This is a genomic window from Mesorhizobium sp. M8A.F.Ca.ET.208.01.1.1, from assembly GCF_004791315.1.
Taxonomy (GTDB): domain Bacteria; phylum Pseudomonadota; class Alphaproteobacteria; order Rhizobiales; family Rhizobiaceae; genus Mesorhizobium.
Genome location: NZ_SRUT01000002.1, coordinates 152,000 through 177,693, shown reverse-complemented (window position 1 = coordinate 177,693; position 25,694 = coordinate 152,000). Strand labels below are relative to the sequence as shown.

Sequence of the window (25,694 nt, the reverse complement as noted above, 5' to 3'; positions counted from 1 at the left end):
CAGAGAGGGTAATATGTTTAAGATCCTTAAGAGCAGTGTAAGTGCATTTATATTGTGCGGTGTCTTGATGGGCGGCGCGCTTGCCGGCGAAGTCAAGTCGATCGCCATACTGACGCCCGAAGAGGGCACGGATTATGGCTGGAACCAGCAGGGCATCGACGCCGCCAAGGCAGCCGGCAAGGCCGCCGGCGTCGAGGTGGTCGTGGCCCAGGGCCTCGGCTATGGAGATGTCCGTCCGACGCTGCGCGAGCTCGCGTCCGACGGCGCCAGCCTGCTGATCGCGCATGCCAGCGGCTACAACACCTCGGCGCCCGAGATCGCCAAGGAACTGAAGGTTCCGGTGGCGATCGTCGACACGCCGAACGGCCTGGAGAAGGGCCTCGTCGCCGACTACACGCTGAGCGGTCACCAGGGCGCTTATCTGGCCGGCCGTCTGGCCGCCAAGATGTCGCGCTCGAAGTCGGTCGGCATCGTCGTCTCCGGCGAACCGCCATCGTGGAACTCGCAGTCGGCGGCGTTCGCGCAGGGCGTGAAGGCGGAGAACCCGGACGTCAAGATCACCTATGCGGTGATCGGGCCGGCCGCCTACAGTGACGCCGCAGGCGGCAAGCGCGTCACCGAAAGCGTTATCGCCTCGGGCGCCGACATCATCTTCGGCCAGGGCAACGGCTCCAGCTTCGGCATGCTGCAGGCGGTCGAGACGACCAAGGCCGCCGATGGCGGCAAGGTCTATTTCATCGACGTCATCGGCGACAAGTCGCCGATCGACAAGGGCTTCCTGCTGTCGTCGGTGGTGTGGAACATCGAACCGGTCTACGCGGCGATGATCGCCGACCTGAAGGCCGACACGTTCGGTACCAAGCACTATTCGATCGGCCTCAAGGACGATTCCGTGCAGTTGCTGAAGACCGCCGCCATCCCGGACAAGGTCTGGGGCGAAATCCAGGCGCTGCGCGAGGACGTCATTTCCGGCAAGATCAAGGTCGAGCCGGTCTATGACGCGGCCGCCGTCAGGGCGCTGATGACAAGCGTCGCCCAGTAAGGCGATCAAAGTCGGCTGCCGGAGGGGCGATCGGTTCGCTCCTCCGGACCGTTCCCATTTTCTGGTGCTGGGCTTTCATGAGCAGTCTTTCTTCATCGCCCGTCGATATCAGCGACATCGTCGCGCTTGAAGGCGTGACCAAACGCTTTCCCGGCATTGTCGCCAATGACGGCATCGACCTGTCGATCCGCCCTGGCGAGGTGCATGTGTTGCTCGGCGAGAACGGCGCGGGAAAATCCACCTTGATCGGCATGCTGTCGGGCCTGCAGCAGCCGGACGAGGGGCGCATCCTTGTCGACGGCAAACCGACGCCGATCACATCGCCGCGCCATGCGCTGGCGCTCGGCATCGGAACGGTGTTCCAGCACATGATGCTGGTACCCACCCTGACGGTCGCCGAGAACCTGCTTCTTGGCGGGCCGTGGTGGCAGCGTCCCAGGACCGAGGAGCTCGAGGCCCGCGTGGCCGAGATCACCCGCAGCCTCGGCATTACGGTGAAATTGCATGCCAGGGTTTCGGAACTCTCGCTCGGCGAGCAGCAGCAGGTCGAGATCCTGCGCGCCATGGTGCGCAACAGCCGCCTGCTGATCCTCGACGAATCCACCTCGATGCTGACACCGAAGGGCATCGAGGAACTTGGCGCACTGATGCGCCGCCTCGTCGAGCAAGGATTGGCGATCGTCTTCATCACCCACAAGCTCAAGGAAGCGGCCGCCTTTGGCGACCGCATCTCGGTGTTGAAGCTCGGCCGCAAGGTCGGCGAAATACCACCCGAGCGGTTTCGCGCGCTTGGCGAACAGGAGATCATTTCCGAGATCGTGGAGTTGATGTTCGGCAAGCAGAAGGACGATCCCGAAGCGATCGAATGCCCGGCCCGCGCGGTCGATGCGCAAGCCGCGCCGCTGCTTCAGGTCGCGGATCTCACGGTCGCGCCGACCGACAACGCGCCCGGCCTGTCGTCGATCTCCTTCGACATCCGTCCGGGCGAGATACTCGGCATCGCCGGCATCGACGGCAACGGCCAGAAGCAACTGGCGGAGGCCTTGGCCGGCCAGCGCGTGGCGACCGGTGGTTCGGTCCGGCTGGAGGGCACCGCCATCGAGGGCCTGAGTGTCGGCGAACGCCGCCAGCGCGGTCTTCGCTACCTGACCGACGACCGGCTGGGCGAGGGCACTGTCGGCACGTTCCCGGTCTCCATCAATTTCTTCCTCAAGCAGGTCGGCGCGGCGCCCTTCTGGCGCGGCGGCGTCGAGCAGCGCGCCGAGATCGACAAGCGCGCCGCCGAGCTCGTGCGCGAATACGATGTGCGCACGCCAAGCCTGAAGACGCCGGTCGCGCGGCTTTCGGGGGGCAACATCCAGAAGGTGCTGCTGGCGCGCGAACTGGCCGAGGGCGCGAAGGTGGTGATCTTCAACAAGCCGACCTACGGGCTCGATCTCGCCAACACGCTGGCCTCGCGCCAGCGCATCCGCGACACGGCGGCACGCGGCCTCGCCGTGCTCCTGATCTCCACCGACCTCGAGGAACTGCTCAGCATGTGCGACCGCATCGCGGTGATCGCCAATGGCGCGCTGGTCGGCACCGTCGCCAATGCCGACGACGCCCGCACCAGGGTCGGCCGCCTGATGATCGGACTTGCCGCATGAGCATCGACACCGCACCCGCCGCCAGCGCCACCGCACTCGATGCCACGAGCGGGGCGGCCACGCGCCGTGACATTCTGCATCGGCTGCTGATGACGATCGGGCCGATCCTTGCCGCTCTCGTCATCGCCGGCTGCATCCTGCTTGCCGTGGGCGTCGACCCGCTCGCCTATTATGGCTATGTGCTGGAAAAGGGCCTGTTCTCGCCGCTCGGCATCCAGCAGACGCTGACGCGCATGGCGCCGCTGCTGTTTCTCGCCGCCGGCCTGATCGTGGCCTTTCGCGCCGGCATGTGGAATCTGGGCGGCGACGGCCAGTTCCTGCTCGGCGCGGTCACCGCGGCCGCAAGCGCTCCGGTGCTGGTGCAGATATTGCCCGCCTGGCTGGCGCTCTTCTGTTCGTTCCTGATCGCCATGCTGGTGGCCATGATCTGGTCGCTGGTGCCGGCGCTGCTGCGCGCCTATCAGGGCGTCAACGAGATCATCACCACGCTGATGATGACGTTCCTCGGCACGTCGCTCGCCAATGTGCTGGTCAAGCTGGTGTTTCGCGATCCAGGCACGACCGTGCCACAGACCCGCACGCTGCCGGTGGAAGACCGGCTGCCGCGCCTGTTTGAAACCACGATCACCAGTGGCCTGCTGCTCGGCCTGGCGGCAATCATCATCGTGCATCTGGTGATGACGCGCACGGCATTCGGGCTGAAATTGCGGATCGTCGGCGCCAATCCGCGCGCCGCGGTTCATGCGGGGCTGGGCGTGCCCGGGCTGACCATTGCGGTCTTTGCCATTTCGGCCGGACTCGCGGGTCTTGCCGGCGCTGTCGACATCATCGGCGTGCAGGGCAATGTCCGCGCCGACTGGAACCCCGCCTATGGGCTGGCGGTCATTCCGGCCGTGTTTCTCGCCCGCATGAACGGCTTTGCCGCGATAGGCTTCGTGTTCCTGCTTTCGGTGCTGTCGATCGGCGGCGAGAGCGCGGCGCGGCGACTTGGCGTGCCCAATCATTTCACGCTGGTGCTGGTCTCCATCGTGCTGATCGTGCTCGCTCTCGCCGAGTATGTCGACCACCGCTATCACCAGTCGAGAAAGGCCTGACATGACCGGGCTGTTCAGCGAAGTCTTTCTCAGCGCGTTGCTGTTTGGCGCCGTCACGGCGGCCATCCCGTTGTTGCTTGCCGGCCTCGGCGAACAGATGTCGGAAAAGGCCGGCGTGCTCAACATCGGCATCGAAGGCATGATGCTGGCCGGCGCCTATCTCGGCTTCGTCGGCGCCTTCTATTCGGGATCGCTGTGGCTGGGCTTCCTCACGGGTGCGGCCGGCGGCATTGCGGTGGCGCTGATCATGGCGCTGCTTTGCGTGCGCATCGGGCTGAACCAGATCGTCATCGGCATCGCGCTGACGCTTGGTCTCGAAGGCCTGACGGCGCTGCTTCACCATTTCCAGTTCTCGCGCAGTTATCCCCGCCTGCCGGCGGCGGACGCAACCGTCATTCCGCTGCTGTCGGACATTCCGATCATCGGCCCGGCCTTCTTCAAGCATCATCTGATCGTCTATCTGGCGGTCGCCCTTGTGTTCGGCATGGGCTACCTCTACCGGCGCACGCAGCTCGGCCTCAATCTGCAGGCCGCCGGCGACAAGCCGGCCGCGCTCGACGTTGCCGGCATCGACGTCATCAGGACCCGAACCATCGCCGTGCTGACGACCGGCGCGCTGGCCGGGCTCGGCGGCGCCTATCTCGCCAATGTCGGGGCGGGCCTGTTCATTCCGTTCATCACCAATGGCGCCGGCTTTCTCGGCATCGTGCTGGCCATGCTGGCGCGCGGGCGTCCGGTCTGGGTGCTCTTCGGGGCGCTTTTGTTCGGCGTCTGCCTGTCGCTGACCACGGCCATGCAGGTGGCGGGCATCAACATCCCGACCGACGTCATCCAGATGCTGCCGTTCCTGGCGGTGATGATCATGCTGGTGCTGTTCGGGCGGCGGGCCAGCCTGCCGGCGGCGCTCGGCATTCCATACGAGCGCGGCGCGCGCTGACAGAAACCAGATGCGCGGATGGGACCCGCGCCGGAAACGGAGGCAACAATGTCGGATACCAAGGTCTACCTGCTCGACGGCGGCTCGCTCGTCCTCGACGGCTATCATGTCTTCTGGAACCGCGGCCCGGGCGGCGAAGTGCGCTTCCCCGTCTACTCGATCCTGATCGAGCATGCCGAGGGCCGCTTCCTCATCGACACCGGCTACGACTATGACCACGTCATGAAGGTGCTGCCCTTCGAGAAGCCGATCCAGGAAAAGCACCAGACCATTCCCGGCGCGCTGGCGCTGCTCGGGCTGGAGCCCAGGGATATCGACGTCGTCGTCAACTCGCATTTCCATTTCGACCATTGCGGCGGCAACAAGTATTTTCCGCACGCCAAGAAGATCTGCCATCGCACGGAGGTCCCGCAGGCCTGCAATCCGCAGCCCTTCGAACATCTCGGCTATTCCGACTTGAGCTTCTCGGCCGAGGCGGCCGAAGCGCGTGGCGCGACCGCCCAGTTGCTGGAGGGCACGACGCGCGCCAACTCGACCTTCGAGGGCATTGACGGTGACGTCGACCTCGCCAAGGGCGTCAAGCTGATCTCGACCCCCGGGCACTCGATCGGTCATTACAGCCTCCTGGTCGAGTTTCCCAAGCGCAAGCCGATCATGTTCACGATCGACGCCGCCTATACGCAGAAGAGCCTTGAAACGCTTTGCCAGGCAGCCTTCCATATCGACCCGGTCGCGGGCGTCAATTCGATGCGCAAGGTGAAGAAACTTGCCGAGGATCACGGCGCCGAGCTGATGTACTCGCACGACATGGACAACTTCAAAACCTACAAAACCGGCACGCAGTTCTACGGCTGACCGCCGCCAATCCGGAGACCAAGACCATGCGCTATCTCGAACACGCCGATCCGGTCATCACCCTGACCGCTGGACCGGTGAACGCTTATGCCGAGGTGCTGCGGGGCCTCGGCCGCACCGTGCTTTACGATTACGACCCGGCCTTCCAGCTCTTCTACGAGAAGGTCGTCGACAAGGCGCAGAAGGCGATGCGGCTTTCCAACAAGCCGGTCATCCTGCATGGCGAGCCGGTGCTGGGCCTGGAAGCGGCGGCAGCGTCGCTGATCACGCCCGACGACGTGGTGCTCAACCTTGCCTCGGGTGTCTACGGCAAGGGGTTCGGCTACTGGGCGAAACGCTATTCGCCGCATCTGCTCGAGATCGAGGTGCCCTACAATGAGGCGATCGACCCGCAGGCGGTTGCCGACATGCTGAAGGCGCATCCGGAAATCACGGTCGTCTCCGTCTGCCATCACGACACCCCGTCGGGCACGATCAATCCGATCGATGCTATCGGCGCGCTGGTATCGGCGCATGGCGGCTACCTGATCGTCGATGCCGTGTCGTCGTTCGGGGGCATGAAGACGCATCCGGAGGACTGCAAGGCCGACATCTATGTCACCGGGCCGAACAAGTGCCTCGGCGCACCTCCCGGCCTGACCATGATGGGCGTCAGCGAGCGGGCCTGGGCCAAGATGAAGGCCAATCCGCTGGCGCCGCGCGCATCGATGCTGAGCATCGTCGATTGGGAAAATGCCTGGTCGAGGGAAAAGCCGTTTCCGTTCACGCCATCGGTCTCGGAAATCAACGGGCTCGATGTCGCGCTCGACCTCTATCTCAACGAGGGGCCGGAAGCGGTGTGGGCGCGCCATGCCCTGACCGCCAAGGCCATGCGTGCGGGCGCCACCGCGATGGGCCTGTCGATCTGGGCCGCCTGCGACAAGATCGCCTCGCCGACGACGACCGCTGTCCGCACGCCGGATGGTGTCGATGAGAAAGCACTTCGCCAGGCAGCGCGCGCCCGCTACGGCGTGGTGTTTTCGTCGGGCCGCGGCGAAACCTTGGGCAAGCTGACCCGCATCGGCCATATGGGCCCGACGGCGCAGCCGATCTACGCGATCGCGGCACTGGCGGCGCTTGGCGGCGCCATGAATGCGGCAGGCCGCAAGCTTGCGGTCGGCAAGGGCATCGACGCGGCGCTGGCCGTGATCGACGCCGACGCCTGAACAGACATCACCAGATTGCGCATTGAGGAGAAATTTCATGACTGAACGGCTTGCGGGAAAGGCGGCGCTGGTGACGGGCGCCGCACAGGGCATCGGCAAGGCGATCGCGGCGCGGCTGGCGGCCGACGGCGCGACCGTCATCGTCAGCGACATCAATGCCGAGGGTGCGAAGGCCGCGGCCACCGCGATCGGCGGCAAGGCGAAGGCTGTCGCCGCCGATATTTCCGATCCGGCCTCGGTCAAGGCGCTGTTCGGCGAGATCCAGGCGCTGACCGGCGGCGTCGAGATCCTGGTCAACAATGCCAGCATCGTGCCGTTCGTCGCCTGGGACGATGTCGACCTCGACCATTGGCGCAAGATCATCGACGTCAACCTGACAGGGACGTTCATCGTCACCCGGGCGGCGACGGACCAGATGCGGGCGGCGGGCAAGGCCGGACGCGTGATCAGCATCGCCTCCAACACCTTCTTCGCCGGCACGCCGAACATGGCCGCCTATGTCGCGGCCAAGGGCGGCGTCATCGGTTTCACCCGGGCGCTGGCCACCGAGCTTGGCAAGTACAACATCACCGCCAATGCGGTGACGCCCGGTCTGATCGAGAGCGATGGCGTCAAGGCCAGCCCGCACAACGAGGCGTTCGGCTTCGTCGAGATGCTGCAGGCGATGAAGGGCAAGGGCCAGCCCGAACACATCGCCGATGTCGTGGCATTTCTCGCATCCGATGACGCGCGCTGGATCACCGGCCAGACGCTCAACGTCGATGCGGGCATGATCCGGCATTAGAGGCCATCGACACATCGACAGCCACGGCCGGCAGGTTGCGGGCGGCAGGGACCCGCCTGAGGCTATGTGGATCGACTCGACGAAAGCGGGGCTTTCCGTACTCGTTCGCAGGCTAAGTGGGGCTAGATCGGCCGAACGGCCCCACACGCCCCTGCTGATGACGGTGTTGCGGTAGGCTTCCCCAACCCGGTTGGGACTCGCGGCATTCAAAAGACCCACTGCAGCGCAAGGCCGACCACGGACAGTCCCATTGTGACTGTCGCAAGCCATCCGAGAAAGCGCAGCCAACCCTCGACGGGGAATTCGCCCATGATGTCGGAACGCCCGGTCATCAGCATCATAACGACCATTACGGGGACGGCGCATATGCCGTTGATGACGGCGCTCCAGTAAAGCGCCTTTATGGGATCGATCGGCGTGAACATGATCCCCATGCCCAGCGCCACGGCGGCCGCCAAGGTCGCATAAAATGCCATGGCTTCCTTCGGCTTGCGCTCCAGTCCCACTGGCCAACGGCGCGCCTCACCCACGGCGAAGGCGGCCGAGCCCGCCAGAACCGGAACCGCGAGAAGGCCGGTGCCGATTATCCCCATTGCAAAGATCGCAAATGCGAATTTGCCTGCGACCGGCTCCAGCGCCTTGGCCGCATCGGTGGAGGAATTAATGTCGGTCACTCCGGCCTTGTGCAAGGTGGCGGCGGTCGTGACGATGATTGCAATGGCTATCAGGTTCGAAAAAGCCATGCCCACCAAGGTGTCGGCGCGAATGCGCTGGAAGGCGCCCGACGCCTGCCACGGTGCCCATCTCAGCGGCTTGGCCTTCGGGTCGATCTTCTCCTCTTCGACCTCTTGCGACGCCTGCCAGAAGAACAGGTAGGGAGAAATCGTGGTGCCGAGTATGGCCAGAAGCGTCGTGAAAAACGCTCGGTTCCATTCCATGTGCGGGAGAACGACCCCCTTGAGGGCCTCCCCCCATGGGATATCAGCCAGAAACGCAGCCACCACATAGGCAAAGAGGCTCAGCGTTGTCCATTTCAGGACCGTGACGTATCGGCTGTAGTCGAGAAAGACGATCGCCAGAACGCATGCCATGCCGAACGCAAGGACGTAAAGCGAGCTTGGGCCGCCCACCAGCAGTCGCAGCGCATCAGCCATCGCGCTCAGGTCCGCCCCGATGTTGATCACGTTGGCGGCGAACAAAAGCAAGGCTACAAAATACATCAAGGCAGGCGGGTAGTATCGGGAGAGATTGCCGGAAATACCTCGACCTGTCGTCCGCCCTATCCGCGCGGCTATCTCCTGGATCGCGACCATGAGCGGAAAAGTGAATACCATGGTCCAACCGACATTGAACCCCAGCTGGGCGCCCGCTTGGCTGTACGTGCCGATGCCCGAAGGGTCGTCGTCCGAAGCGCCTGTGATGAAACCAGGTCCGATTGTGCGCAGGAATCGCTGGACTGGCCCTTTTGCCCGAATGTTGCTCTGTTTCTCCGAGACGTCGACGCTCGTGTTGCTCATGCAGGTGCTCCAGAAACGCGGATCCTTCGAGATCCGCTTGAAGCAAAATTCGGCGATCGCCGTTCGGTTCCTTTAGCCATTGCTGAAACGCCCGGCAGTTAGCCCCTCAGCGCGCGAGAAATATCATGTCACCAGCAAAGGAGGCACACTCCAAGCGACAAGATACCAACGGCCGCTTGGGAGAAGCTTTTTTGGCGGGGGGCAACCGCGGTTTGCGTTCGAGTACCGCCGCCCTTCGCGAGCGTGGACATTTGAGCCGCGCAGTTCGGCGCAACCATCGCGTAATCCGGCTTCAAACCCCACTTCTAGCGATATTCATCTAGAGTGAGTCCGTAGTAGTGTAAGCGAGATGCTGTTTCAGCGATTTATACGATTTTCGCGCGGAATATCTTTAAACCTGTAGGCGCGATCCCTACGTCATTCTCTGTTATGTCTATCAAGGCAACACCGATGTAACATCGCTCACGGCCACGCCTGCCCTCACTGGGGACTCGGGATGCGCGGTCATTTTCCCATACAATGAGCAGCCCAAACGTTCGACACGCCCTTAGTGCGTCGAGCGCGTCGGTGCGCAATCTCCCCGCTTCATAAATCAACACCAACCGGGTGACCGTCGGGTGAACGAACCCGCGCGCCCATAGGAGAGAAAAGATGGAAGCCCTGCAATATCTCGGCCCGATGGAATGGATGGCTGTCGAGGTGGCCGTGCTCGTCATCGTGCTGGCGATCCTGTTCTGGTGGAGCGGCGTGGTCCGCTACATCCCGAACGACAGGCTCGGCATCTTGGAAAAACTATGGAGTTTTCGCGGCTCGGTCAGCAATGGCTTCATCGCGCTCAACCGTGAGGCAGGCTATCAGCCGGAAGTCGTGCGCGGCGGCCTGCATTTCTTCATGCCGTTCCAGTATTCGATGCATCGCGCCAATCTTGTCACCATCCCGCAGGGCCAGATCGGCTATGTCTTTGCCCGAGATGGCAAGCCGCTGCCTCCGACGCAGACACTTGCTTCCAACACCGACGCCGATGATTTCCAGGATGTGCGCGGCTTTCTCGAAAAAGGCGGACAGAAAGGGCCGCAACGCAAGATCTTGCGTGAAGGCACCTATGCCATCAATCTCGCACAGTTCATCGTGCTCACCGCCCAGTCGATCCATTCCGTTAATCTGAGCTCGTCGGAGCAAAACCTTTTTGCCAATATGTCCAGCATGATCTCGGAGCGGGGCGGCTTTGAGCCAGTCGTCATCCACAATGCCGAGGACATGATCGGTATCGTCACCATCCATGACGGTCCGGCCCTGCCGGACGGCGAGATCATCGCACCGACCGTGGCCAATGATCCGAACGACCCGAACTTCCACAACAATTTCCAGGACCCGGAGAAGTTTCTCGATGCCGGTGGTTACCGTGGCCGCCAGTTGCAGGTGCTGGCCGACGGCAGCTACTTCCTCAATCGCATTTTCGCGACTGTCGAACTGGTCGAGAAGACGATCATTGACGTCGGCACGGTGGGTGTCGTCGTCTCCTATAACGGCCGCCACGGCACGGATATTTCCGGGCAGGCATACCGTCACGGCGAGCTGGTCGAAATCGGCGCACGCGGTGTCTGGTCGACGCCGCTGCTGCCAGGCAAGTATGCGTTCAATACCTATGCCGGCAATATCATCACTGTGCCGACCACCAACTTCGTGCTCAAATGGACGAAGGAGCAGTTTGGCGAACACAGGCTGGACGAGAACCTGTCTGAAGTGTCGTTGATCACCAAGGATGCGTTCGAGCCTGTGCTGCCGCTGTCCGTCGTCGTGCACATCGACTATATGAAGGCGCCACTCGTGGTGCAGCGTTTCGGCGACATCAAGCGGCTTGTCGAACAAACGCTCGATCCGATGGTTTCTGCTTATTTCAAGAATATCGCCCAGACCAAGACGCTGATCCAGCTTTTGCAGGAGCGTAGCGATATCCAGCGTAAATCGGGCGAGGAGATGCGCGAGAAATTCAATTCCTACAGCCTCGAGCTGCAGGAAGTGTTGATTGGTACGCCACGTGCCGGCAATGGCCAGAACAGCATAGAGCAGATCCTTATCCAGCTGCGCGAGCGCCAGATTGCGGTCGAAAAGGTCGAGACTTATAAATTGCAGGAGAAGGCGGCCATCCAGGAACGCACGTTGCGTGAGAAGGAGGCGCTCGCCGAACAGCAAGCCAAGATCACGACTTCGGCACTTACCATCGAGATCAGCGAGAACGAGGGCAAGGCGCAACTCGCCCGCACCCGCCAGCAGGCGGAAACCATTCAGGTCACTGCCAAGGCAGAGGCCGAGAAGGTGCGCCTCGGCGGCCAGGGCGAGGCCGACATGATCAAGGCTATCGCGCTTGCCGATGCCGAACGCATCAAGGCGACCGGTTTTGCGGATGCCGAGAGGGTTCGCGCCGTCGGCCTGGCGGAGGCCGAAGCCACCGAGAAGAAGGTCGCGGCCTTCGGCGGCCCGGACTATCAGCTCAACTCGCAGGTTCTCATGCGCTTCGCCGAGGCGATCGAAAATGGCAGGCTACCGCTCGTGCCGCAGATCCAGATCGGCGCTACCGGTGGCGAGAAGGGGGCCGCCAACGGCCTTGTCGAGATGATGCTTTCGATGCTCGTTGCCGACCGGGTTGGACCGCAAATCCTACCGGATGAGGTCCCGGCACCCGTTGAGGAGGAGTGATCGAGGATGGGCCGGTTGGACCGGCCCATTTTGCGCTCTGCCGAAACATGCCGGGATGGGGGCGGCGCCTGCAATCTTGGGCCGCCCTCGACCGTGGCTCTCCACCCAGCGAACCCGCATGCCGAAAAGCGGGCCGCATCAATCGGCCGCCGCAATACAAACATTGCGTGCGATAGTGGGTTTGAAGTGGTAGCGGGAGGGCGTTTCAGTCGGAGTAGCCTCCATGCTTTCCCTACGATCGCGCGCTTCGCCGTTGCCGTCGCTACCGGGCAGCGTCATCGCCTGATCTTCGCGCCCTTCCTGCCGCCGCCCGCAGCGGCCGAGCGTTTGGCCTGAGGCTCTTAGACTTTCAGTCTCTTTTTATCTGCGATACATGCGAGTGAAGTGAAACTGGATAGTCGTCTCCGATGAGTGCAGCAAACGATGTAAAAGATGGAGACCTTTTTGTCGGTCTTTCCGGCCTCGCTCTAGCCGACAACCGAATAACTTTTTCGCGGAATATCGTGCTGGAGAAGACCTTTGCGCATCTCATGTCGCCGATGACGATGGCGTTTTCTCCGCCCGGTCCTGGCGGCTATCACCCGGCACCATGGAAGTCCGCGCGAGGCGGCTTCGGTCAAGACATAACCGCCCAAATCGCAATTCCAAAGGCGGCAGCAAGCAGTTTTGGCGAAAGGATGGAAATCGCCTCCACTCTCTTATTCTTGCTAAGGCTCTGGTCCGATCCTTCGATTGCGTTACCCGCGATCGCCAACATGCCATTCGCGGACATTGCAAAAGCAGATGATGGCGTAGCTCACATCATCTCGGTTGAACATCGCCCACGCCATTTCGCGCTTGGCTTGGTGGACCAATCCAAGACCATCGATAGTCTCGAATGGGTGCAGGAAAATTTCGAAGCAGCCTTTCGGCTTCGCAAAGAAAGCACTGAGTTTCGTCTGGCGTCATATGCCATTGACGCGGGTCAGTTCATCGACAACACGGCATTGGTTTTGATCTCCCTGTGGGGAGCATTGGAAGCGCTGTTCTCGCCGTCTACTTCCGAACTGCGGTTTCGCGTTTCTGCGTTGATCTCAGCCTACCTTCATCCGCCTGGAGAGAAGCGTCGGGACGAGCAAAAGCGCGTTGCCGGCCTTTATGACAAGCGGTCGGCCGCCGCTCATGGAAAACCGTCTCATGACGGGGATGATCTCGTCGCGACCTTTGAACTTGTCCGCAAGGTTCTAATTAAGATCATCAGAGAGGGAAGCGTTCCAACTAAGCAAATGTTGGAAAACACCCTGTTCGGCTGCTAGCTGGGACTGGTGCCCTTGAAACGCTCGGCAAATCGCGCCAAACTTACGTTAGCGGCGATGGCCTGCCTGAATGAGTTGTTCGGAAAGCAACAGGATCAGGCGAAGCGTGTATGTCTTTTAGGCCAGTCAAGTCACCACCGTGGTTCCGCTTCCATAGCGCCGACATGATCCGTCGAATGGAAGGGCTGTCGGCTGTGGCCGCCAGTATTCTCGTCCAATTGTTCCCTAGAATGCATCAGGATGGCGAGCCGATCAGGCGCGATCGTGCCGCCTTAGCCAGGCTCTGTGGAACGACAAGGCCGGCGTTCGAAAAGGCGATTGTCGAGCTTAAAGACCGAGGTCTTATCATTGAAAAAAGCGGCGGCCTTTGGAGCGAGATCATCGAAATTGAGATCGATCACCATGCAGAGAAGTCGTCACAATCAACCAAGTCTGTTTCGAAACGTTGGGAGAAAATCAAGGAAAATCAAAGGCCGGCTGATACGAACGTATCACAAGAAGTAGAGATAGAGGTAGAAGGTTCGCCTACGGCGAACCCTTCACGTGGTAGCTCTACGGCGAAGGGAAGTAGCGCACGCGCAGAGCGCGCCCGCTACCCGAAAGACGAACTCGTTGAGATCAACGGCTTCGGTCCATGTGAGGTCCAGCGCTCCGGTCGGAAATGGGTCATCGTCCGGTCAGCCCATGATGGCGACACGCTTCGCTTTGATCTCAACTCGGACGGCGATCCCATCCCCTCATCAGTCCGCGTTCTCGAAGACGATCTCGAAAGGGATATGAAATGATGTTGCAGCATCAGACCACCACGACCGACGACTTTGACGAAGGCTATGATCCGCGTTTCATCATCGCGTTCCCAACCTACAAGATGAAGGGCCGGATACGTGCGGCTGCGGCGAAGGTCGCCGCAGCGCGGCGCGCCAAGCAAGGGGACGCGTTTGTCGCCGAGGTCGGACGCATGCGAGAGGCGCTAAAGACCAGCGGATTGCATGTCGATGCCAGGATGAAGGCGACCAACGACTACGCGTGGGGTCTCGCAACCGAACTCGTCAGGATTGGTGTGCGTGGACCGTTCGAGGGGTGGCTGAGGAATTGGCATCCTGTCCGCTATCGCCACTACTACGAGCGCCTCCGGGCCATGGACGAGCCGCCTCGGCACGGTGGCGGTCGCGCTTGAGCGCGCCCGCCATGCCCCCCCGCCGCCAAAGCGATCTTTAAGCCCCTCCCGGCCCTACGCGGGCGCGCGGCCCCTGATTTTCGAGTGTATTTGCACTTTCGATTTTTCGGCTTGGGTTGTGTTTCCAACGCCGTTGGAATGTATATTTCCAACGGATAGTGAGACAAAAAAATGCGCGTTGGAAATTCCACTGCGTTGACGAAATAAATCTTCTCGCGAATGCTTACGGCTGGCCTGTTCCACTTTAAGGTGGTGGGCGTCGAAATAGCATGATCGACCTGTTCCCCTCGGGTGGGCTGATAAATCTTCGACGCGACGGCCAAGCTGAAAAGGAAGGCCGTCCCCAATGTCCGAACTCGCCCCCGAAAAAGCCGAAGGCGCAGTCGCGCTCAGCGAGGCGCTCAACCATCCCCTGTTCAATCCGCACCTCCGCGATCTCGTCCGCTCGATGGTCGAGCGGCCCGGCGTGCTCTCGATCGACTACGTGGTCGCGGCGCTCGGCATGGATCGGCAGGCGATCGCCGAGCACTACGTTGCCGAGGCGATCGGGCTGGAAGTTCTCCGCATCCGCGAGCTCGAGGATGCCAAGGCCAGGGGCCTCAACTAATGCCGGCGGCTCACATGTACCGCCACCAACCCGCTCCGCAGCCCGCGACGTTGGACCTGCCTGTGCAGCATCGCGGCGCGGCAGTCCGCGCGGCCAGCTACCAAGAAGCTGACAACACTATCGAGATCGTCTGGACCACGGGAGCCAAAGTGCGCCGCGTCTCGTGGGTTGATGGTCCCTACGACGAAGAGCTCGAAGTGAGCGCATCCGCTGTTCGCCTTGACCGGCTTAACGCCGGTGCGCCCTTCCTCAACACCCATGCCAGCGCCGACCTGGCTGACGTGATCGGTGCTGTGGTTCCAGGCAGCGCCCGGATCGAAAGGGGCAAGGGCGTTGCCCGCGTTCAGCTTTCCGATGCGCCGGCTGATGCCGATATCGTCGCCAAGATCAAGAACGGCGTGATCCGAAATATCAGCGTCGGCTACCGCGTTCACACTGTGATGGTGACCGAACGCGACGGCGAACCGCCGCTGCATTCGGTGATCGATTGGGAGCCCTTGGAGATTTCCGCCGTCCCGATCCCGGCCGATCCCGGCGCGCAAGTGCGCTCCGAGGCTGAAACTTTCCCCGCAACAATTTCAAAAGGAGGGCGCAAAATGCCCGCTGCAAACCCCAATCCCGCCCCCGCCGCAGTTGAAGCCGAGCGCGTTCGCAACGACATCATCGCCGATCTCGCCACCCGAACCGGTCAAGTCGCGCTCGGAAAAGAGCATATCGCATCCGGCACCACCGTCGAGGAATTCCGCCGGGTGCTGGTCGAACGGCTCGCCGAGGATCAGGAGCGCGACTTCCCCAGCAACGGGGCCAGGCACCTCGGCGTCCCGGCCACGGTAAGCGACGACAGTCTCGACCACCGCAGGGCGCGGGCAATGGAAAGCGCGATCGCGCATCGGGTCGATCCGGCCCGGTTCAAGCTTGAGGCCGGGGCCGAGCACTACATGTCCTCGTCGCTGCTCGATCTGGCAAGGCGGTCGATCGAGGATCGCGGTGGCCGCACCTACGGCATGTCGAAGATGCAGATCGCCAGCGAAGCCCTCGCGCAGCGCTCGGGCCTTCACTCGACCTCGGACTTTCCCACGATCTTGAGCAACGTGGCTGGCAAATCCCTCCGCGCGGCTTACGACGCCGTGCCGCAGACCTTCCGGCCGTTGGTTCGTGAAGTGACCGTTCCCGATTTCAAGGACGTGACCCGCGCGTCGATCAGCGAAGCGCCGCAGTTCGAGAAGGTCAACGAGCATGGGGAATTCAAGCGCGGCTCGATGTCCGAGGGCGCTGAGAAGTACCGCATCGCCACCTTCGGTAAGATCATCGGCATCACGCGGCAGGCGCTGGTCAACGACGATCTCGACGCGTTCGGCCGTATCCCGCGAGCCTTCGGCATCCAAGCGGCGCAGCTCGAAAGCGACGTGGTGTGGGCGCAGTTGCTCGCCAATCCCACGATGGGCGACAACGCGGCTCTGTTCCACGCCAACCACGGCAACCTGCTTACCTCAGGGGCAATCGGGGCCACCACGGTTGGCGAAGCGCGCCTCAAGATGGGCTTGCAGACCGGGCTGGACGGCAAGACCGTTCTGAACTTGACGCCGAGCTACCTGATCGTCCCCAAGGCCCTCGAAATCCAGGCCTTGACGTTCCTGGCTACGATTTCCCCGACCCAGCAGAACGATGCCGTGGCCTCGGTCCTCAAGAACCTTACGTTGATCGCAGAGCCCCGTCTGGACTTGGGCGTTGCACGCTACAATATCGCGGGCGATCAGCACTCCTACTACTTCGCAGCTGCACCGGCCTACGTCGATCTGATCGAACTGGCTTATCTCGAAGGCGCGCAGGGCGTCTACACCGAGACGAAACAAGGCTTCGACGTGGATGGAGTGGAGATCAAGGTGCGCCTCGACGTGGGTGCCAAGGTGATCGACTGGCGCGGCCTCTCGAAGAACCCATACTCGGGTTGATCACGATCGGCGGGGTTTGGGTGGTGCCTTTCCCCGCTGAATGACCGGTGGCGTTTTTCTCCATGTCCGCCCGCCGGTCACTGCCCGCCTCTCTGACTAAGGCGGGCCGCGCGCTGCGGTTTCCTTTCGCTCCGCAGCGCGCCTCTTTCAATCGGAGATCCCGATGCCCGTCGCCGTTCTTCCCCAGCCGATCACTATCAAAGGCAAACCCCTTCGCTCGATCGTCCTGCCGCAACTTTCCGATCGCCGCATCCGTGCGATCGACAAATTGCAGGATGAGATCGCAGGGGCCAACGCCGGCCGACAGATCGCTTTAGGTGCCCGCATGGTCGCGATGATGACGGGCTTAAACGAAGACGATCTTCTTGCGCTCGAAATGTTTGAGATCGAGACCGTAGCGACGGCTGTTCAGAGGGCCTACGCCAACGCGGCGCGCGGCGGGAGGGCCTAATGGCAAATCTTACTTCGCAGCTTCTCGTGAGGCTGATCGATGGCGTGTCTGTGCCTGCCAGGGCCGCCGCCCGCTCCCTTCTCGGCATCGGCAATGCTGCGCGCTCAATCAATGGCGTGCAGACCAACCTCCGCGATGCGATCGAGCGCAACAACGCCGCGCTCGATCGCGCTCGCGGACGGATGCTAGACGCGAGCGCCGCCGGCTACGCTTTGTATCGGGCGCTCAAGGCCCCGATCGAGGCCGGCGTCGAATTCCAGACGCAGCTCGAAGACATCGGCCAGAAGGCTGAAATCCCGCAGGCTCGTCTCGCGGCCCTCGGCCAACAAATCCGCAGGGTGGCCCGCGACACCAACCAAGCCGCGTCGAAGATGGCGCAGGGCCTCGATACCCTCGTTGGCTTCGGCGCAAGCGAGAACGACGCGCTCGGGCTCCTGCAACCGATCGGCCGCGCCGCGACTGCCTATCGCGCCGAGATCGATGATCTTGCGCGCGCCGGCTACGCTGCCCTCGACAATCTCAAGGTGCCCGCCGATCAGTTCGGCCGGGCGCTCGATGCGATGGCGAAGTCCGGCAAGGAGGGCGCTTTCGAGCTGCGTGACATGGCGCAGTATTTCCCCTCCCTCGGCGCGGCTTATCAGGCGCTCGGGCAGAAGGGCGTGCCGGCCGTGGCCGATCTGTCGGCCGCGCTGCAAATCGCCCGCAAGGGCGCAGGCGATAGCGCCGAGGCGGCGAACAACCTCCGCAACGTCTTGCAGAAGATCAACTCGCCGCAGACCCGCAAGGCGTTCAAGAAAATGGGCGTCGATCTGACGCGCGAAATGAAGAAGCTGGCGAAGAAGGGATACACGCCGCTCGAAGCCATCGCGGAGATCACCAACAAGACCCTCAAGGGCGATCTCGGCAAGATCGGCGATCTGTTCCAAGACGCGCAGGTGCAGGCCGGCCTCCGTCCGCTGATCCAGAACATCGAAGAGTACCGGCGCATCCGTAAGGAGGCCTTGGCTGCGCAGGGCACGGTCGAGGAAGACTACCAGCGCCGATTGAAGACCACGCTCGGCACCCTGCAACGCTTCCAGGCGACGATCGAGACGATGAACACCTCGATCGGCGCGGCCCTTCTGCCCGGCCTGTCCGAGTATGCCGACAAGCTCGGCACGGTCGCCGCGAAGGTTGCCGACTTCGCTGACGCTTATCCGCAGCTCACGTCGAACCTCGTGCAGGCCGGCGCGGCGCTGATCTCGTTCCGGGTGGCGCTCGCGGGCCTGTCCTTCCTCGGCCTCAATCTGCGCGGCGCGCTCCTGACGATCGCACTCGGGATCGCTAACATCGGAGGCCGCGCGATTGTGGCCGCCAAGAACGCCGTGGCCCTACAGCGCGCCCTCGGCGCAATGTCCGGCCAGAAGCTCGGGGCCTTTGGCACATTCGCTACGGCGCTGCGGGGCATGATCTTCGCCGTGCCAGGCGTCAGCATGATCGCGAGCGCCCTCGCGGCTGTGGGATCGGCGCTGGCGGCGATCACGGCCCCTGCATGGGGCTTGATCGCCCTCGGCGTGGCCGCTGTGGCGGCGGCCGGCGCTTTGCTGTGGAAGTATTGGGATCGGATCACCTCGGTGCTCTCCGGCGTCGCCTCGGCTTTCGCCGAGGAATTGGCCCCGGCGATCAAGGCCATCCAGCCGGTTCTCGATCTCCTGAGGCCGGTCGGCGAGGCGATCGCCGCCGGCTTCGATAAGGCCAGGGCTGCATTGTCGGCCTTCGGTGACTGGATCGGGTCGTTCTTCTCCCGCGAAGTCCTAAGCGAAGATCAGAAGGCGCAGTGGGCCACGGCCGGCCACGACGCGGCGATCCGCATGATCGAGGCGATCAAGTCGGTATTCAGTGGATTGGTCGAGTGGGCGGCGAGCCTCGGCGCGCAGATCGGCAACGCGATCGCGAGCGCGGCCAGCGCAGCTATCGGGAAGCTTCGGAGCTACCTGCCGTCATTCGGCGGGGCGGCTAGTCCCGCCGCATCCGCAGGATCGCAGGTCGGGGCGCTGGCGGGGCATCGCGCAGGCGGCGGCCCTGTGAGGGCCGGCGGCTCGTACCTAGTCGGCGAGCGCGGCCCCGAGGTGGTCACGATGGGTCGCAGCGGTCACGTCCGGCCGAATTCTAGCCTGGGCGGCGCTGCCCTGCATCAAACGAACAACATTACGATCTCCGGGGTGGCCGGCGATCTACGGGAGCTTGCCGACCAAATTGGCCACATCTTGGAGAAGAAGACCGAAATGCTCGTTCGCGGGCTCCATGCCGACTACTCTTAGGATAGGCCAGGCGCGGCCCCACAGCGGCGTTTCGACCCCCGGATGATGGGAATTGCCCGGCGGCAGCACGATCGCGCTCCTTGGACCTCTCTCGTGAATGGTTCTAAGTGAATTGGAAATTCCGGTGGAATTTCCAACGCGATCCGCACCCACGCGTCCCGTCAGCTATATTGTTTCGGCAGACATTCTGCCGGGGAGAGAAGCCCAATGTGGTACGCGTGCTCGGTCGCCAAGAATTGCTGGTTTGATCCCTCGCCGGTCTCGGAGCCGTTCGAACTCGCAGCCGGCGTTCATATCGAACCCGTCCCGGATTGGGTGAAAAACGAGGAAGCCTTCGAGCACCTGTCGTGGAGACAGCGAGAAGACATTGTCAACGGACAGCTCGCGTTTTCCGTACGCTATTCGGCTGATGCAATCGGCAGCTATGATCCCGACTGGAAAGGCAGTAGGCCGATGACAGTCCAGGCTTACGCCGACGAGAAGTTCGCCCTGGCCGTATTCGCCCTATGGCTGGTGAAGCCGTCCAACCTGTCGTCGGGCATCGTTCTGCACTTTGATAATGAGGGCGACCCGCACTCGATCCGGCAAGCATCCGAGCAATATGCAATCCTAATCAATGAAGGAGAGGACGAGAACGTCATCACGCGGGACGATCTTCAAGCCGGCGGTAAGCTGCTTGCAGCGATGCTGGAATTGCCACGGGACAATGCGCTTTGGACGACGATCTATATGACGCTCTTGGCGCTGCGCGAACGCCGTTGGGAGCTTCGATATCTCTTGCAGTGGGTCGCGCTTGAGGCGCTACTCGGCTCGCAAAGTCCGAACGAAACGACCTTTCGGCTCTCCCAACGGATCGGCCTTTTCCTCGGCGAGAACTCAGCTGAGCGACGCGCAATGTTCAAGTCCGCCAAGGATGGCTACGGCTGGCGTTCCAAGATCGCGCACGGTGGTCGCCTTGGTAAGCTAAAAGGCGAGCAGTCGCTCGCGCTCTCGGCGGTCACAGAAGATATCCTACGGCGCTCATTCAAGAAGGTCTTGCACGATCCCCATCTGATGGAAATCTTCTGCGGCAAAGACCGGGATAACTTTCTCGAAGAGTTGGCGTTCTAGGCGTGTTGGAAATCGTCGGAATTATAGTTGTAAAGATAGGTCAATTTCCAATTTGCTCTGCGCGACCGTTTTTGCTCACCTTGAGACGGCAATCACGCCCTTTGTGACAGCGGAGCTAGATGAATGAACGCCCATACTTCCATTTGTGACCAAGCAGCGTTGCTCTATGCCGAGCGCGAAGACATCTTCGCGCAGATGGAGACCTTCGGTGCTGCGCCAATCCCGGCCGATCTCGCGGACAAGACCCATATGCTCATCGAAGCCGTGTCCTTTGCACGTCCGATCACGATAGGCGGCGTGCTTGCCTGTCTGCACGCCGCGCAGCACTTCGTCCGTGAGCGCGACAACGCCGAGCCAGACAGCTTCAACGCCGACCGGACGGCCCGCGCCCGGGATCGCTGTCTCGACGCTGTTATTGCCTTCCTTGAAAAGTCATAGCAGCAGCCACCGCGCCGATCTGACCAAGGCGCAGCGCGCCGAGTGGATCAGGCTGATCGAAGCGGGAAACTGGCGCAAGTTGCGCCGGTTTCGAAGAAGGGAGGGCGCGGCAAGACCAGCGGCGTGAATGCGGGCCTAGCCAGCCTACGGCTTTCCAGCCTTCGCGTTTCTTGCGAGAGCTATCACCGGTTGACTGTCGGGTGGCAATTCCTCGTCGGTTCGCCGCCAGCGAATGCTTTCAGGGTCTACCCAAACCTTGGCCGTCCGCTTTTCCTTAGCGACATACTCGCCGCGATAAAATAGGCGATTAGACATCGCTAAGATCGCGTTTTCAAATCGAAACCGTGGCGTGTAAACGCCCGAAGGGCCATCGGGTAGGTCGGCCTTTAAGTTTGAGCAGAGATCAGCGATCCGCTGTTGTTCGAACGAAGTGCCTAAAACTTTGTGTGCAAATTCGTTTCGGATTTTCCGGACGATCTCACAGTCATGCCGCTCGACGTCTTCGATCAGACCGAGGGCAAAACACATTTCGATCCTTGCCGAAAATGTTCCCAGCGGCGCATTTTTGCCTTGCAGCAAGGCCGGAATATCAGAGACGAAAAACGATGAGAGCGTGTTCGCAAGCTTCTCATCAATGAAAGCGCCGCCGACAAGGGCTAGCCCCCGATCACTCTCCCGGCGCAGCTCGTTTAGAAACTCGAAATACGTTTTGTGATCTGCTGCCCGCAATTATGGAAGTCCCCCTACCTCAGCAATCGTAGCTGGAAAACGGGGTTTGAAAAAGGGGCGGCGCGACGGAGTTGCTCTTTCGGGGTCTTTCGCTAACTGGACCAGCCGTGTCCAACACGGAGGTACCACATGGCAAAGAAACTGCACCCTGCCGACGCATCCGCGATCGAGAAGATCGGCACCGCCACGCACTTCACGGCCCATCTGCGCACCGGCCCAGCCGACAAGATCACGAAGAGGGCGAAGACCCTGGCGGCGGCCATCAAGGCTGCCGACAAGCTCGGGAAGACGCAGAGCGGCAAGAGGCCGCTGATCTACGCCATCACGCCTGACAAGCAGTCGATCCTAGTGCCGGCCGCCATGATCGCCCAGGCGCGCAAGGGAGGGGCCACAGCGGGCCGCGGCGGGCCGGAGAAGCGCGCCAAGGCCCCGAGCGCTTCCAGCGCCGCCGAGAAGCCAGCAGGCAAGCGCGCCGCGATCCTCGAAGCTGCGCAGCGCGGCGAAATGCCCGACGCGCCTGATTTCAGCGCCGAGACGCACAAGCGTTTCCGTGGCAAGCTCGCGCAGCTCGTCGCATTGGCCGAGGCAGGCGATGCCGCCGGATTGAAGGCGATCGAGATCAAGCCATATTCGTCCTCACCCAAGGCTATGGCTCGGTACCGCGATCTGGCCGTTCTGGCGATCGAGGCACGCGTCGCCAGATGATCGTTTTACGCGCTTGACTTTCGATTGCCCTAAATAGGTAGGGTCGCGGCTTTTTTCCTTGGGAAGCTGCCGTGGCCGATCGGCTCGAACAGTCTGGATGCGATGCTGCGATCAGTGATGATCGCGGGCAGCATTCGGCTGAACTCGACGCTGATCTCGCAGGTTTTATCCGCGAACTTGCCCGTTCCAGCGCGCGCCACGACCACGCTATACAGGGCTCGCCGGAAAACAGAGGACGGCTGAATGAAGAGTATAAACCCGACGCGCCGCAAGGCGGTCGCCTACGCGCGGTATTCAAGCGAACTGCAATCGGCTAGATCGGTCGAAGATCAGATCGCCCTCTGCCAAGGCTATGCCGAGCGCAACGGCCTTGACCTGATCCGCAGCTACGACGATCGCGCAAAATCAGGCTCGTCCATGATCGAGCGTGACGGCCTCATGAGGCTGATCGCGGACGCCAAGACAGGCGCTTTTGATGTCGTGGTGGTGGAAGCGCTCGATCGCATTTCCCGTGATCAAGAGGACATGGCCGCTGTCTATAAACGCCTGAAATTCAGCGGGGTCGATATCGTCGCCGTCCATGACGGCAAGGCCGACGTGGTGCAGATCGGCATCCGAGGCTTGATCGGCGCGGTCTATCTGGAAGATCTCAAGCACAAGACCCGAAGAGGCATGGCCGGCCGCGTTCGGGACGGCCTTTCGGCCGGCGGGCGCGCCTATGGCTACAGGCCCGTCCTCGGGAAGCCTGGCGAGCTTGTGATCGAGCCGGAAGAGGCCCAGGTCGTTCGTCGCATCTTCCGCGACTTCGCCGCTGGCAAGACGCCGCGCGAGATCGCGTGGGCGCTCAATCGGGAAGGGATAGCGCCACCGCGTGGCACGGTCTGGAACGCCTCGACCATCAACGGCTCGGCGCAGCGCAAGAATGGGATGATCCGCGCTCCCATCTACGCCGGCAAGATCGTCTGGAACCGCGTTCGCATGATCCGCGATCCCGATACAGGGAAGCGGATCAGCCGCCTCAATCCCGAAAGCGAGTGGCAGGTCGCCGAGGTGGAAGAGCTGCGGATCGTGGATGCTGAGACGATCGAGGCCGTGGCCGCCCGCTTGGAGGGGCGCAAGCGCGCCGTCGAGGAATACACGCCGCGCCGGCCGAGAATGCTGTCGGGCCTCCTACGCTGCGGGTGCTGTGGCGGCGGCATGACGATGGACGGGAAGACGAAGGTCGGCCAGCCGCGCATCCGCTGCTCGCGTGCCCGCGAGGCGGGCACATGTGACCACTCGAAGAAATACGCATTGCCGGTGATCGAGCGCGCTGTGGTCGATGGCCTGCGCGATCAGCTCGCCGATCCGAAGGCCGTGGCCCTCTATGTCGAGACCTATATCGCCGAGCGCCGCCGGCTCGCCCTCGAAGCATCGAGCAATCGGGGCCGGATCGAGCGCGAGCTGGAAAAGCGGCGCGGCGAGTTGGAGCGGATGATCGACCTCGTGATCAAGGGCGTGCTGACGGCCGAGAAGCTGATCGAGCGCAAGGCCCCGTTGGACGCCGAGATCGAGCGCCTGGAAGCCGATCTCGTGGTTGCGCCGCCTATCAAGGCCGTTGACCTTCATCCCGGCGCAATGGCCGCCTACGCCCGCGACGTGGCCACGTTAAGCGCCCGCCTCGAAGAGGCGCAGGCTGATCCATCATCGGCGCTGATCGATCCCTTGCGCCGCCTTGTGGCCGCCGTGATCGTCTATCCCTCGCGACCATTCGATCCGATCGAGATCGAGATCAAGGGCAAGCTCGCGGCCCTGCTCGGCGAGGAAGTGGAACTTCCGCCGGCAGGCCGTAAGGTGGCTATTGGGATGGTAGCGGGAGAGGGACTTGAACCCCCGACCCCAGGATTATGATTCCCGTGCTCTAACCAACTGAGCTACCCCGCCAGGGCGGCGAAAGGCCCGAAATCCGCCTTAAATCGCAAGGCATTTCGAGGCGTTCGCCAAGGTCGGGCGGATATAAGGTTGGGAGGGCGAGCCTGTCAAGCTTCGATGCATTCGATAGGGCCGCATATTCTCGATGGCGAAAAGCTTTGCCGCGCGAACACCTGGATGCGGCCGCCGGGGTTGAGTTCGACGGGGCACGTCGCTATGTCTCGGCCACGAGTTTTTAGAGTTTGAAACAGATGAAGCCGCGCATTGCAGTCCTCGGTTGCGGATACTGGGGCTCAAACCACATCCGCACCCTCAAGGCGCTCGGCGCGTTGCACGCGGTTTCCGACACCAATCGTGCCCGCGCCGAAGGTTTTGCCAGCGAACAGGACTGCCTGGCGATCGAGCCGGACCAGCTGTTCGTCCGCGATGACATCGACGCCATCATCATGGCCTTGCCGCCGCAGTTCCATGCCGACCTCGCCGTGCGCGCCGTCGAGAACGGCAAGGACGTGCTGGTGGAAAAGCCGATCGCGCTGACGGTGGCCGATGCCGAGCGCTCGGTCCAGGCGGCCAAGGACAATAAGCGTGTGTTCATGGTCGGCCATGTCCTGCGCTTCCATCCCGCCTTCGAGACGCTGAAAGGGCTGATCGACAAGGGCGAGCTCGGCGAGGTCCGTTACATCCATTCGCACCGGCTGGGGCTCGGCAAGTTCCATACCGAGAACGATGCGCTATGGGACCTGGCGCCGCACGATCTGTCGATGATCCTGGCCATCACCGGCACCGAGCCGATCGAGGTGCGCGGCGAGGGGGCGGCACTCCTCGACAATCTCAGCGATTTCGCGCACCTGCATATGCGCTTTCCCAACGGGCTGCGCAGCCATCTCTTCACGTCGCGGCTCAACCCCTATCGCGAGCGCCGGCTGACCGTGGTCGGCACCAAGGCGATGGCTGTGTTCGACGATGTCGAGCCATGGGAGCGTAAGCTTGCGGTCTACCGCCACGCGGTGTGGCAGGACAGCGGCCAGTGGGCGTTCACCACCAACGAGCCGTCCTATGTCGCGGTTGCCCAGGGCATGCCGCTGACGCGCGAGCTGGAGCATTTCATCCAGTGCATCGAGACGCGCGCCGAACCGCGCACCAGCGGCGAGGAAGCGATCAGGGTGCTGCGCATCCTGACCGCTGGCACCGTCACTCACACCAAATCCTGAGACTGTTCGGAAATTCTACTGTTTGGAAATT

At 62.3% G+C, this 25,694-nt stretch carries 24 protein-coding genes and 1 tRNA gene; 20 read left to right on the top strand and 5 right to left on the bottom strand.

The genetic code is table 11. The features are described 5' to 3' along the window. Window positions 1–13 precede the first annotated feature (13 nt). The 7 genes from EN851_RS11405 (at window position 14) to EN851_RS11375 (ending at window position 7,563) form a co-directional block, all read left to right on the top strand. Entirely contained in the window at window positions 14–1,042 is a 1,029-nt protein-coding gene (locus tag EN851_RS11405; RefSeq protein WP_127869825.1) for a BMP family protein, read from the top strand. 77 nt (window positions 1,043–1,119) lie between these two features. Beyond that, the gene (locus tag EN851_RS11400; RefSeq protein ID WP_135929254.1) at window positions 1,120–2,688 is read left to right on the top strand and encodes an ABC transporter ATP-binding protein; all 1,569 of its coding nucleotides are present in this window, start codon (window positions 1,120–1,122) and stop codon (window positions 2,686–2,688) included. Continuing rightward, on the top strand, window positions 2,685–3,782 hold the full coding sequence (locus tag EN851_RS11395; protein ID WP_127869823.1) for an ABC transporter permease: 1,098 nt from the start codon (window positions 2,685–2,687) through the stop codon (window positions 3,780–3,782). The genes EN851_RS11400 and EN851_RS11395 overlap by 4 nt, the downstream gene beginning before the upstream one ends. Window position 3,783: 1 nt before the next feature. Continuing rightward, the gene (locus EN851_RS11390) at window positions 3,784–4,719 is read left to right on the top strand and encodes an ABC transporter permease (RefSeq protein ID WP_127869822.1); all 936 of its coding nucleotides are present in this window, start codon (window positions 3,784–3,786) and stop codon (window positions 4,717–4,719) included. Between the two features lie 48 nt (window positions 4,720–4,767). Further along, window positions 4,768–5,574 carry a 4-pyridoxolactonase gene (locus tag EN851_RS11385; protein ID WP_127275679.1) on the top strand — a complete coding sequence of 269 codons (807 nt, stop codon included), beginning with the start codon at window positions 4,768–4,770 and terminating at the stop codon, window positions 5,572–5,574. A 26-nt stretch (window positions 5,575–5,600) separates the two neighbouring features. Further along, window positions 5,601–6,779, top strand: coding sequence for an alanine--glyoxylate aminotransferase family protein (locus EN851_RS11380; protein WP_135915094.1), 1,179 nt, complete (start codon window positions 5,601–5,603; stop codon window positions 6,777–6,779). Between the two features lie 37 nt (window positions 6,780–6,816). After that, a complete protein-coding gene (locus EN851_RS11375; RefSeq protein WP_135915095.1) occupies window positions 6,817–7,563 on the top strand; it encodes an SDR family NAD(P)-dependent oxidoreductase in 747 nt (248 codons plus the stop codon). Window positions 7,564–7,769: 206 nt separating this feature from the next. Here the strand turns inward: EN851_RS11375 and EN851_RS11370 are convergent, their stop codons facing one another. Continuing rightward, a complete protein-coding gene (locus EN851_RS11370; protein ID WP_135915096.1) occupies window positions 7,770–9,080 on the bottom strand; it encodes an Nramp family divalent metal transporter in 1,311 nt (436 codons plus the stop codon). Between the two features lie 651 nt (window positions 9,081–9,731). On the opposite strand from EN851_RS11370, the gene EN851_RS11360 reads away from it, so the two are divergent. The 10 genes from EN851_RS11360 to EN851_RS11315 all read left to right on the top strand — a co-directional run bounded on the left by EN851_RS11360 (window position 9,732) and on the right by EN851_RS11315 (window position 21,107). After that, on the top strand, window positions 9,732–11,777 hold the full coding sequence (locus EN851_RS11360; protein WP_135929253.1) for a flotillin family protein: 2,046 nt from the start codon (window positions 9,732–9,734) through the stop codon (window positions 11,775–11,777). 407 nt (window positions 11,778–12,184) lie between these two features. Beyond that, window positions 12,185–13,072, top strand: coding sequence for a HEPN domain-containing protein (locus tag EN851_RS11355; RefSeq protein WP_135929252.1), 888 nt, complete (start codon window positions 12,185–12,187; stop codon window positions 13,070–13,072). A 110-nt stretch (window positions 13,073–13,182) separates the two neighbouring features. Beyond that, window positions 13,183–13,857 (top strand): DUF1376 domain-containing protein, encoded by a 675-nt coding sequence (locus EN851_RS11350; RefSeq protein ID WP_135929251.1) that lies wholly within the window; start codon window positions 13,183–13,185, stop codon window positions 13,855–13,857. Continuing rightward, window positions 13,857–14,249, top strand: a complete 393-nt coding sequence (locus EN851_RS11345; protein WP_135929250.1) for a hypothetical protein — start codon at window positions 13,857–13,859, stop codon at window positions 14,247–14,249. The genes EN851_RS11350 and EN851_RS11345 overlap by 1 nt, the downstream gene beginning before the upstream one ends. 346 nt (window positions 14,250–14,595) lie before the next feature. Further along, entirely contained in the window at window positions 14,596–14,856 is a 261-nt protein-coding gene (locus tag EN851_RS11340) for a hypothetical protein (protein ID WP_135929249.1), read from the top strand. Between the two features lie 14 nt (window positions 14,857–14,870). Further along, entirely contained in the window at window positions 14,871–16,808 is a 1,938-nt protein-coding gene (locus tag EN851_RS11335; protein ID WP_135929248.1) for a prohead protease/major capsid protein fusion protein, read from the top strand. Between the two features lie 163 nt (window positions 16,809–16,971). Continuing rightward, window positions 16,972–17,259 carry a hypothetical protein gene (locus EN851_RS11330; RefSeq protein ID WP_135929247.1) on the top strand — a complete coding sequence of 96 codons (288 nt, stop codon included), beginning with the start codon at window positions 16,972–16,974 and terminating at the stop codon, window positions 17,257–17,259. Next, window positions 17,259–19,559: a phage tail tape measure protein gene (locus EN851_RS11325; RefSeq protein ID WP_135929246.1), complete on the top strand. Its 2,301-nt coding sequence runs from the start codon at window positions 17,259–17,261 to the stop codon at window positions 19,557–19,559. The genes EN851_RS11330 and EN851_RS11325 overlap by 1 nt, the downstream gene beginning before the upstream one ends. A 207-nt stretch (window positions 19,560–19,766) precedes the next feature. Further along, complete coding sequence (locus tag EN851_RS11320; protein ID WP_135929245.1) at window positions 19,767–20,669, top strand: HEPN domain-containing protein; 903 nt, start codon at window positions 19,767–19,769, stop codon at window positions 20,667–20,669. 123 nt (window positions 20,670–20,792) lie between these two features. Next, window positions 20,793–21,107: a hypothetical protein gene (locus EN851_RS11315; protein ID WP_135929244.1), complete on the top strand. Its 315-nt coding sequence runs from the start codon at window positions 20,793–20,795 to the stop codon at window positions 21,105–21,107. Window positions 21,108–21,251: 144 nt separating this feature from the next. Here EN851_RS11315 and EN851_RS11310 read toward each other — a convergent pair whose 3' ends face one another. Further along, window positions 21,252–21,836 (bottom strand): MltR family transcriptional regulator, encoded by a 585-nt coding sequence (locus tag EN851_RS11310; protein WP_135929243.1) that lies wholly within the window; start codon window positions 21,834–21,836, stop codon window positions 21,252–21,254. Window positions 21,837–21,965: 129 nt separating this feature from the next. Here EN851_RS11310 and EN851_RS11305 point away from each other — a divergent pair, with 129 nt between their 5' ends. Beyond that, window positions 21,966–22,541, top strand: coding sequence for a hypothetical protein (locus EN851_RS11305; protein ID WP_135929242.1), 576 nt, complete (start codon window positions 21,966–21,968; stop codon window positions 22,539–22,541). A 71-nt stretch (window positions 22,542–22,612) separates the two neighbouring features. Next, window positions 22,613–22,858, top strand: coding sequence for a hypothetical protein (locus tag EN851_RS11300; protein ID WP_135929241.1), 246 nt, complete (start codon window positions 22,613–22,615; stop codon window positions 22,856–22,858). Window positions 22,859–22,946: 88 nt separating this feature from the next. Here the strand turns inward: EN851_RS11300 and EN851_RS37060 are convergent, their stop codons facing one another. From EN851_RS37060 to EN851_RS11280, 3 genes are all read right to left on the bottom strand, one after another. Continuing rightward, window positions 22,947–23,198 carry a hypothetical protein gene (locus tag EN851_RS37060; protein ID WP_135929240.1) on the bottom strand — a complete coding sequence of 84 codons (252 nt, stop codon included), beginning with the start codon at window positions 23,196–23,198 and terminating at the stop codon, window positions 22,947–22,949. Between the two features lie 513 nt (window positions 23,199–23,711). Further along, window positions 23,712–24,149, bottom strand: a complete 438-nt coding sequence (locus EN851_RS37055; protein ID WP_245520729.1) for a hypothetical protein — start codon at window positions 24,147–24,149, stop codon at window positions 23,712–23,714. Between the two features lie 238 nt (window positions 24,150–24,387). Next, window positions 24,388–24,464 (bottom strand) — tRNA-Met (locus EN851_RS11280). A gap of 239 nt (window positions 24,465–24,703) precedes the next feature. Here EN851_RS11280 and EN851_RS11275 point away from each other — a divergent pair. Next, window positions 24,704–25,663, top strand: a complete 960-nt coding sequence (locus tag EN851_RS11275) for a Gfo/Idh/MocA family oxidoreductase (protein ID WP_127869816.1) — start codon at window positions 24,704–24,706, stop codon at window positions 25,661–25,663. Window positions 25,664–25,694: the final 31 nt, after the last annotated feature.

Coding starts and splice junctions, on each gene's coding strand:
- EN851_RS11320 (WP_135929245.1), top strand. CDS start 19,767: ATGTGGTACGCGTGCTCGGTCGCCAAGAATTGCTGGTTTGATCCCTCG.
- EN851_RS11335 (WP_135929248.1), top strand. CDS start 14,871: ATGTACCGCCACCAACCCGCTCCGCAGCCCGCGACGTTGGACCTGCCT.
- EN851_RS11400 (WP_135929254.1), top strand. CDS start 1,120: ATGAGCAGTCTTTCTTCATCGCCCGTCGATATCAGCGACATCGTCGCG.
- EN851_RS11360 (WP_135929253.1), top strand. CDS start 9,732: ATGGAAGCCCTGCAATATCTCGGCCCGATGGAATGGATGGCTGTCGAG.
- EN851_RS11405 (WP_127869825.1), top strand. CDS start 14: ATGTTTAAGATCCTTAAGAGCAGTGTAAGTGCATTTATATTGTGCGGT.
- EN851_RS11350 (WP_135929251.1), top strand. CDS start 13,183: ATGTCTTTTAGGCCAGTCAAGTCACCACCGTGGTTCCGCTTCCATAGC.
- EN851_RS11305 (WP_135929242.1), top strand. CDS start 21,966: ATGGCAAAGAAACTGCACCCTGCCGACGCATCCGCGATCGAGAAGATC.
- EN851_RS11355 (WP_135929252.1), top strand. CDS start 12,185: ATGAGTGCAGCAAACGATGTAAAAGATGGAGACCTTTTTGTCGGTCTT.
- EN851_RS11385 (WP_127275679.1), top strand. CDS start 4,768: ATGTCGGATACCAAGGTCTACCTGCTCGACGGCGGCTCGCTCGTCCTC.
- EN851_RS11330 (WP_135929247.1), top strand. CDS start 16,972: ATGCCCGTCGCCGTTCTTCCCCAGCCGATCACTATCAAAGGCAAACCC.
- EN851_RS11345 (WP_135929250.1), top strand. CDS start 13,857: ATGTTGCAGCATCAGACCACCACGACCGACGACTTTGACGAAGGCTAT.
- EN851_RS11275 (WP_127869816.1), top strand. CDS start 24,704: ATGAAGCCGCGCATTGCAGTCCTCGGTTGCGGATACTGGGGCTCAAAC.
- EN851_RS11390 (WP_127869822.1), top strand. CDS start 3,784: ATGACCGGGCTGTTCAGCGAAGTCTTTCTCAGCGCGTTGCTGTTTGGC.
- EN851_RS11315 (WP_135929244.1), top strand. CDS start 20,793: ATGAACGCCCATACTTCCATTTGTGACCAAGCAGCGTTGCTCTATGCC.
- EN851_RS11375 (WP_135915095.1), top strand. CDS start 6,817: ATGACTGAACGGCTTGCGGGAAAGGCGGCGCTGGTGACGGGCGCCGCA.
- EN851_RS37055 (WP_245520729.1), bottom strand. CDS start 24,149: ATGAAGGTCAACGGCCTTGATAGGCGGCGCAACCACGAGATCGGCTTC.
- EN851_RS11325 (WP_135929246.1), top strand. CDS start 17,259: ATGGCAAATCTTACTTCGCAGCTTCTCGTGAGGCTGATCGATGGCGTG.
- EN851_RS11395 (WP_127869823.1), top strand. CDS start 2,685: ATGAGCATCGACACCGCACCCGCCGCCAGCGCCACCGCACTCGATGCC.
- EN851_RS11380 (WP_135915094.1), top strand. CDS start 5,601: ATGCGCTATCTCGAACACGCCGATCCGGTCATCACCCTGACCGCTGGA.
- EN851_RS11370 (WP_135915096.1), bottom strand. CDS start 9,080: ATGAGCAACACGAGCGTCGACGTCTCGGAGAAACAGAGCAACATTCGG.
- EN851_RS11340 (WP_135929249.1), top strand. CDS start 14,596: ATGTCCGAACTCGCCCCCGAAAAAGCCGAAGGCGCAGTCGCGCTCAGC.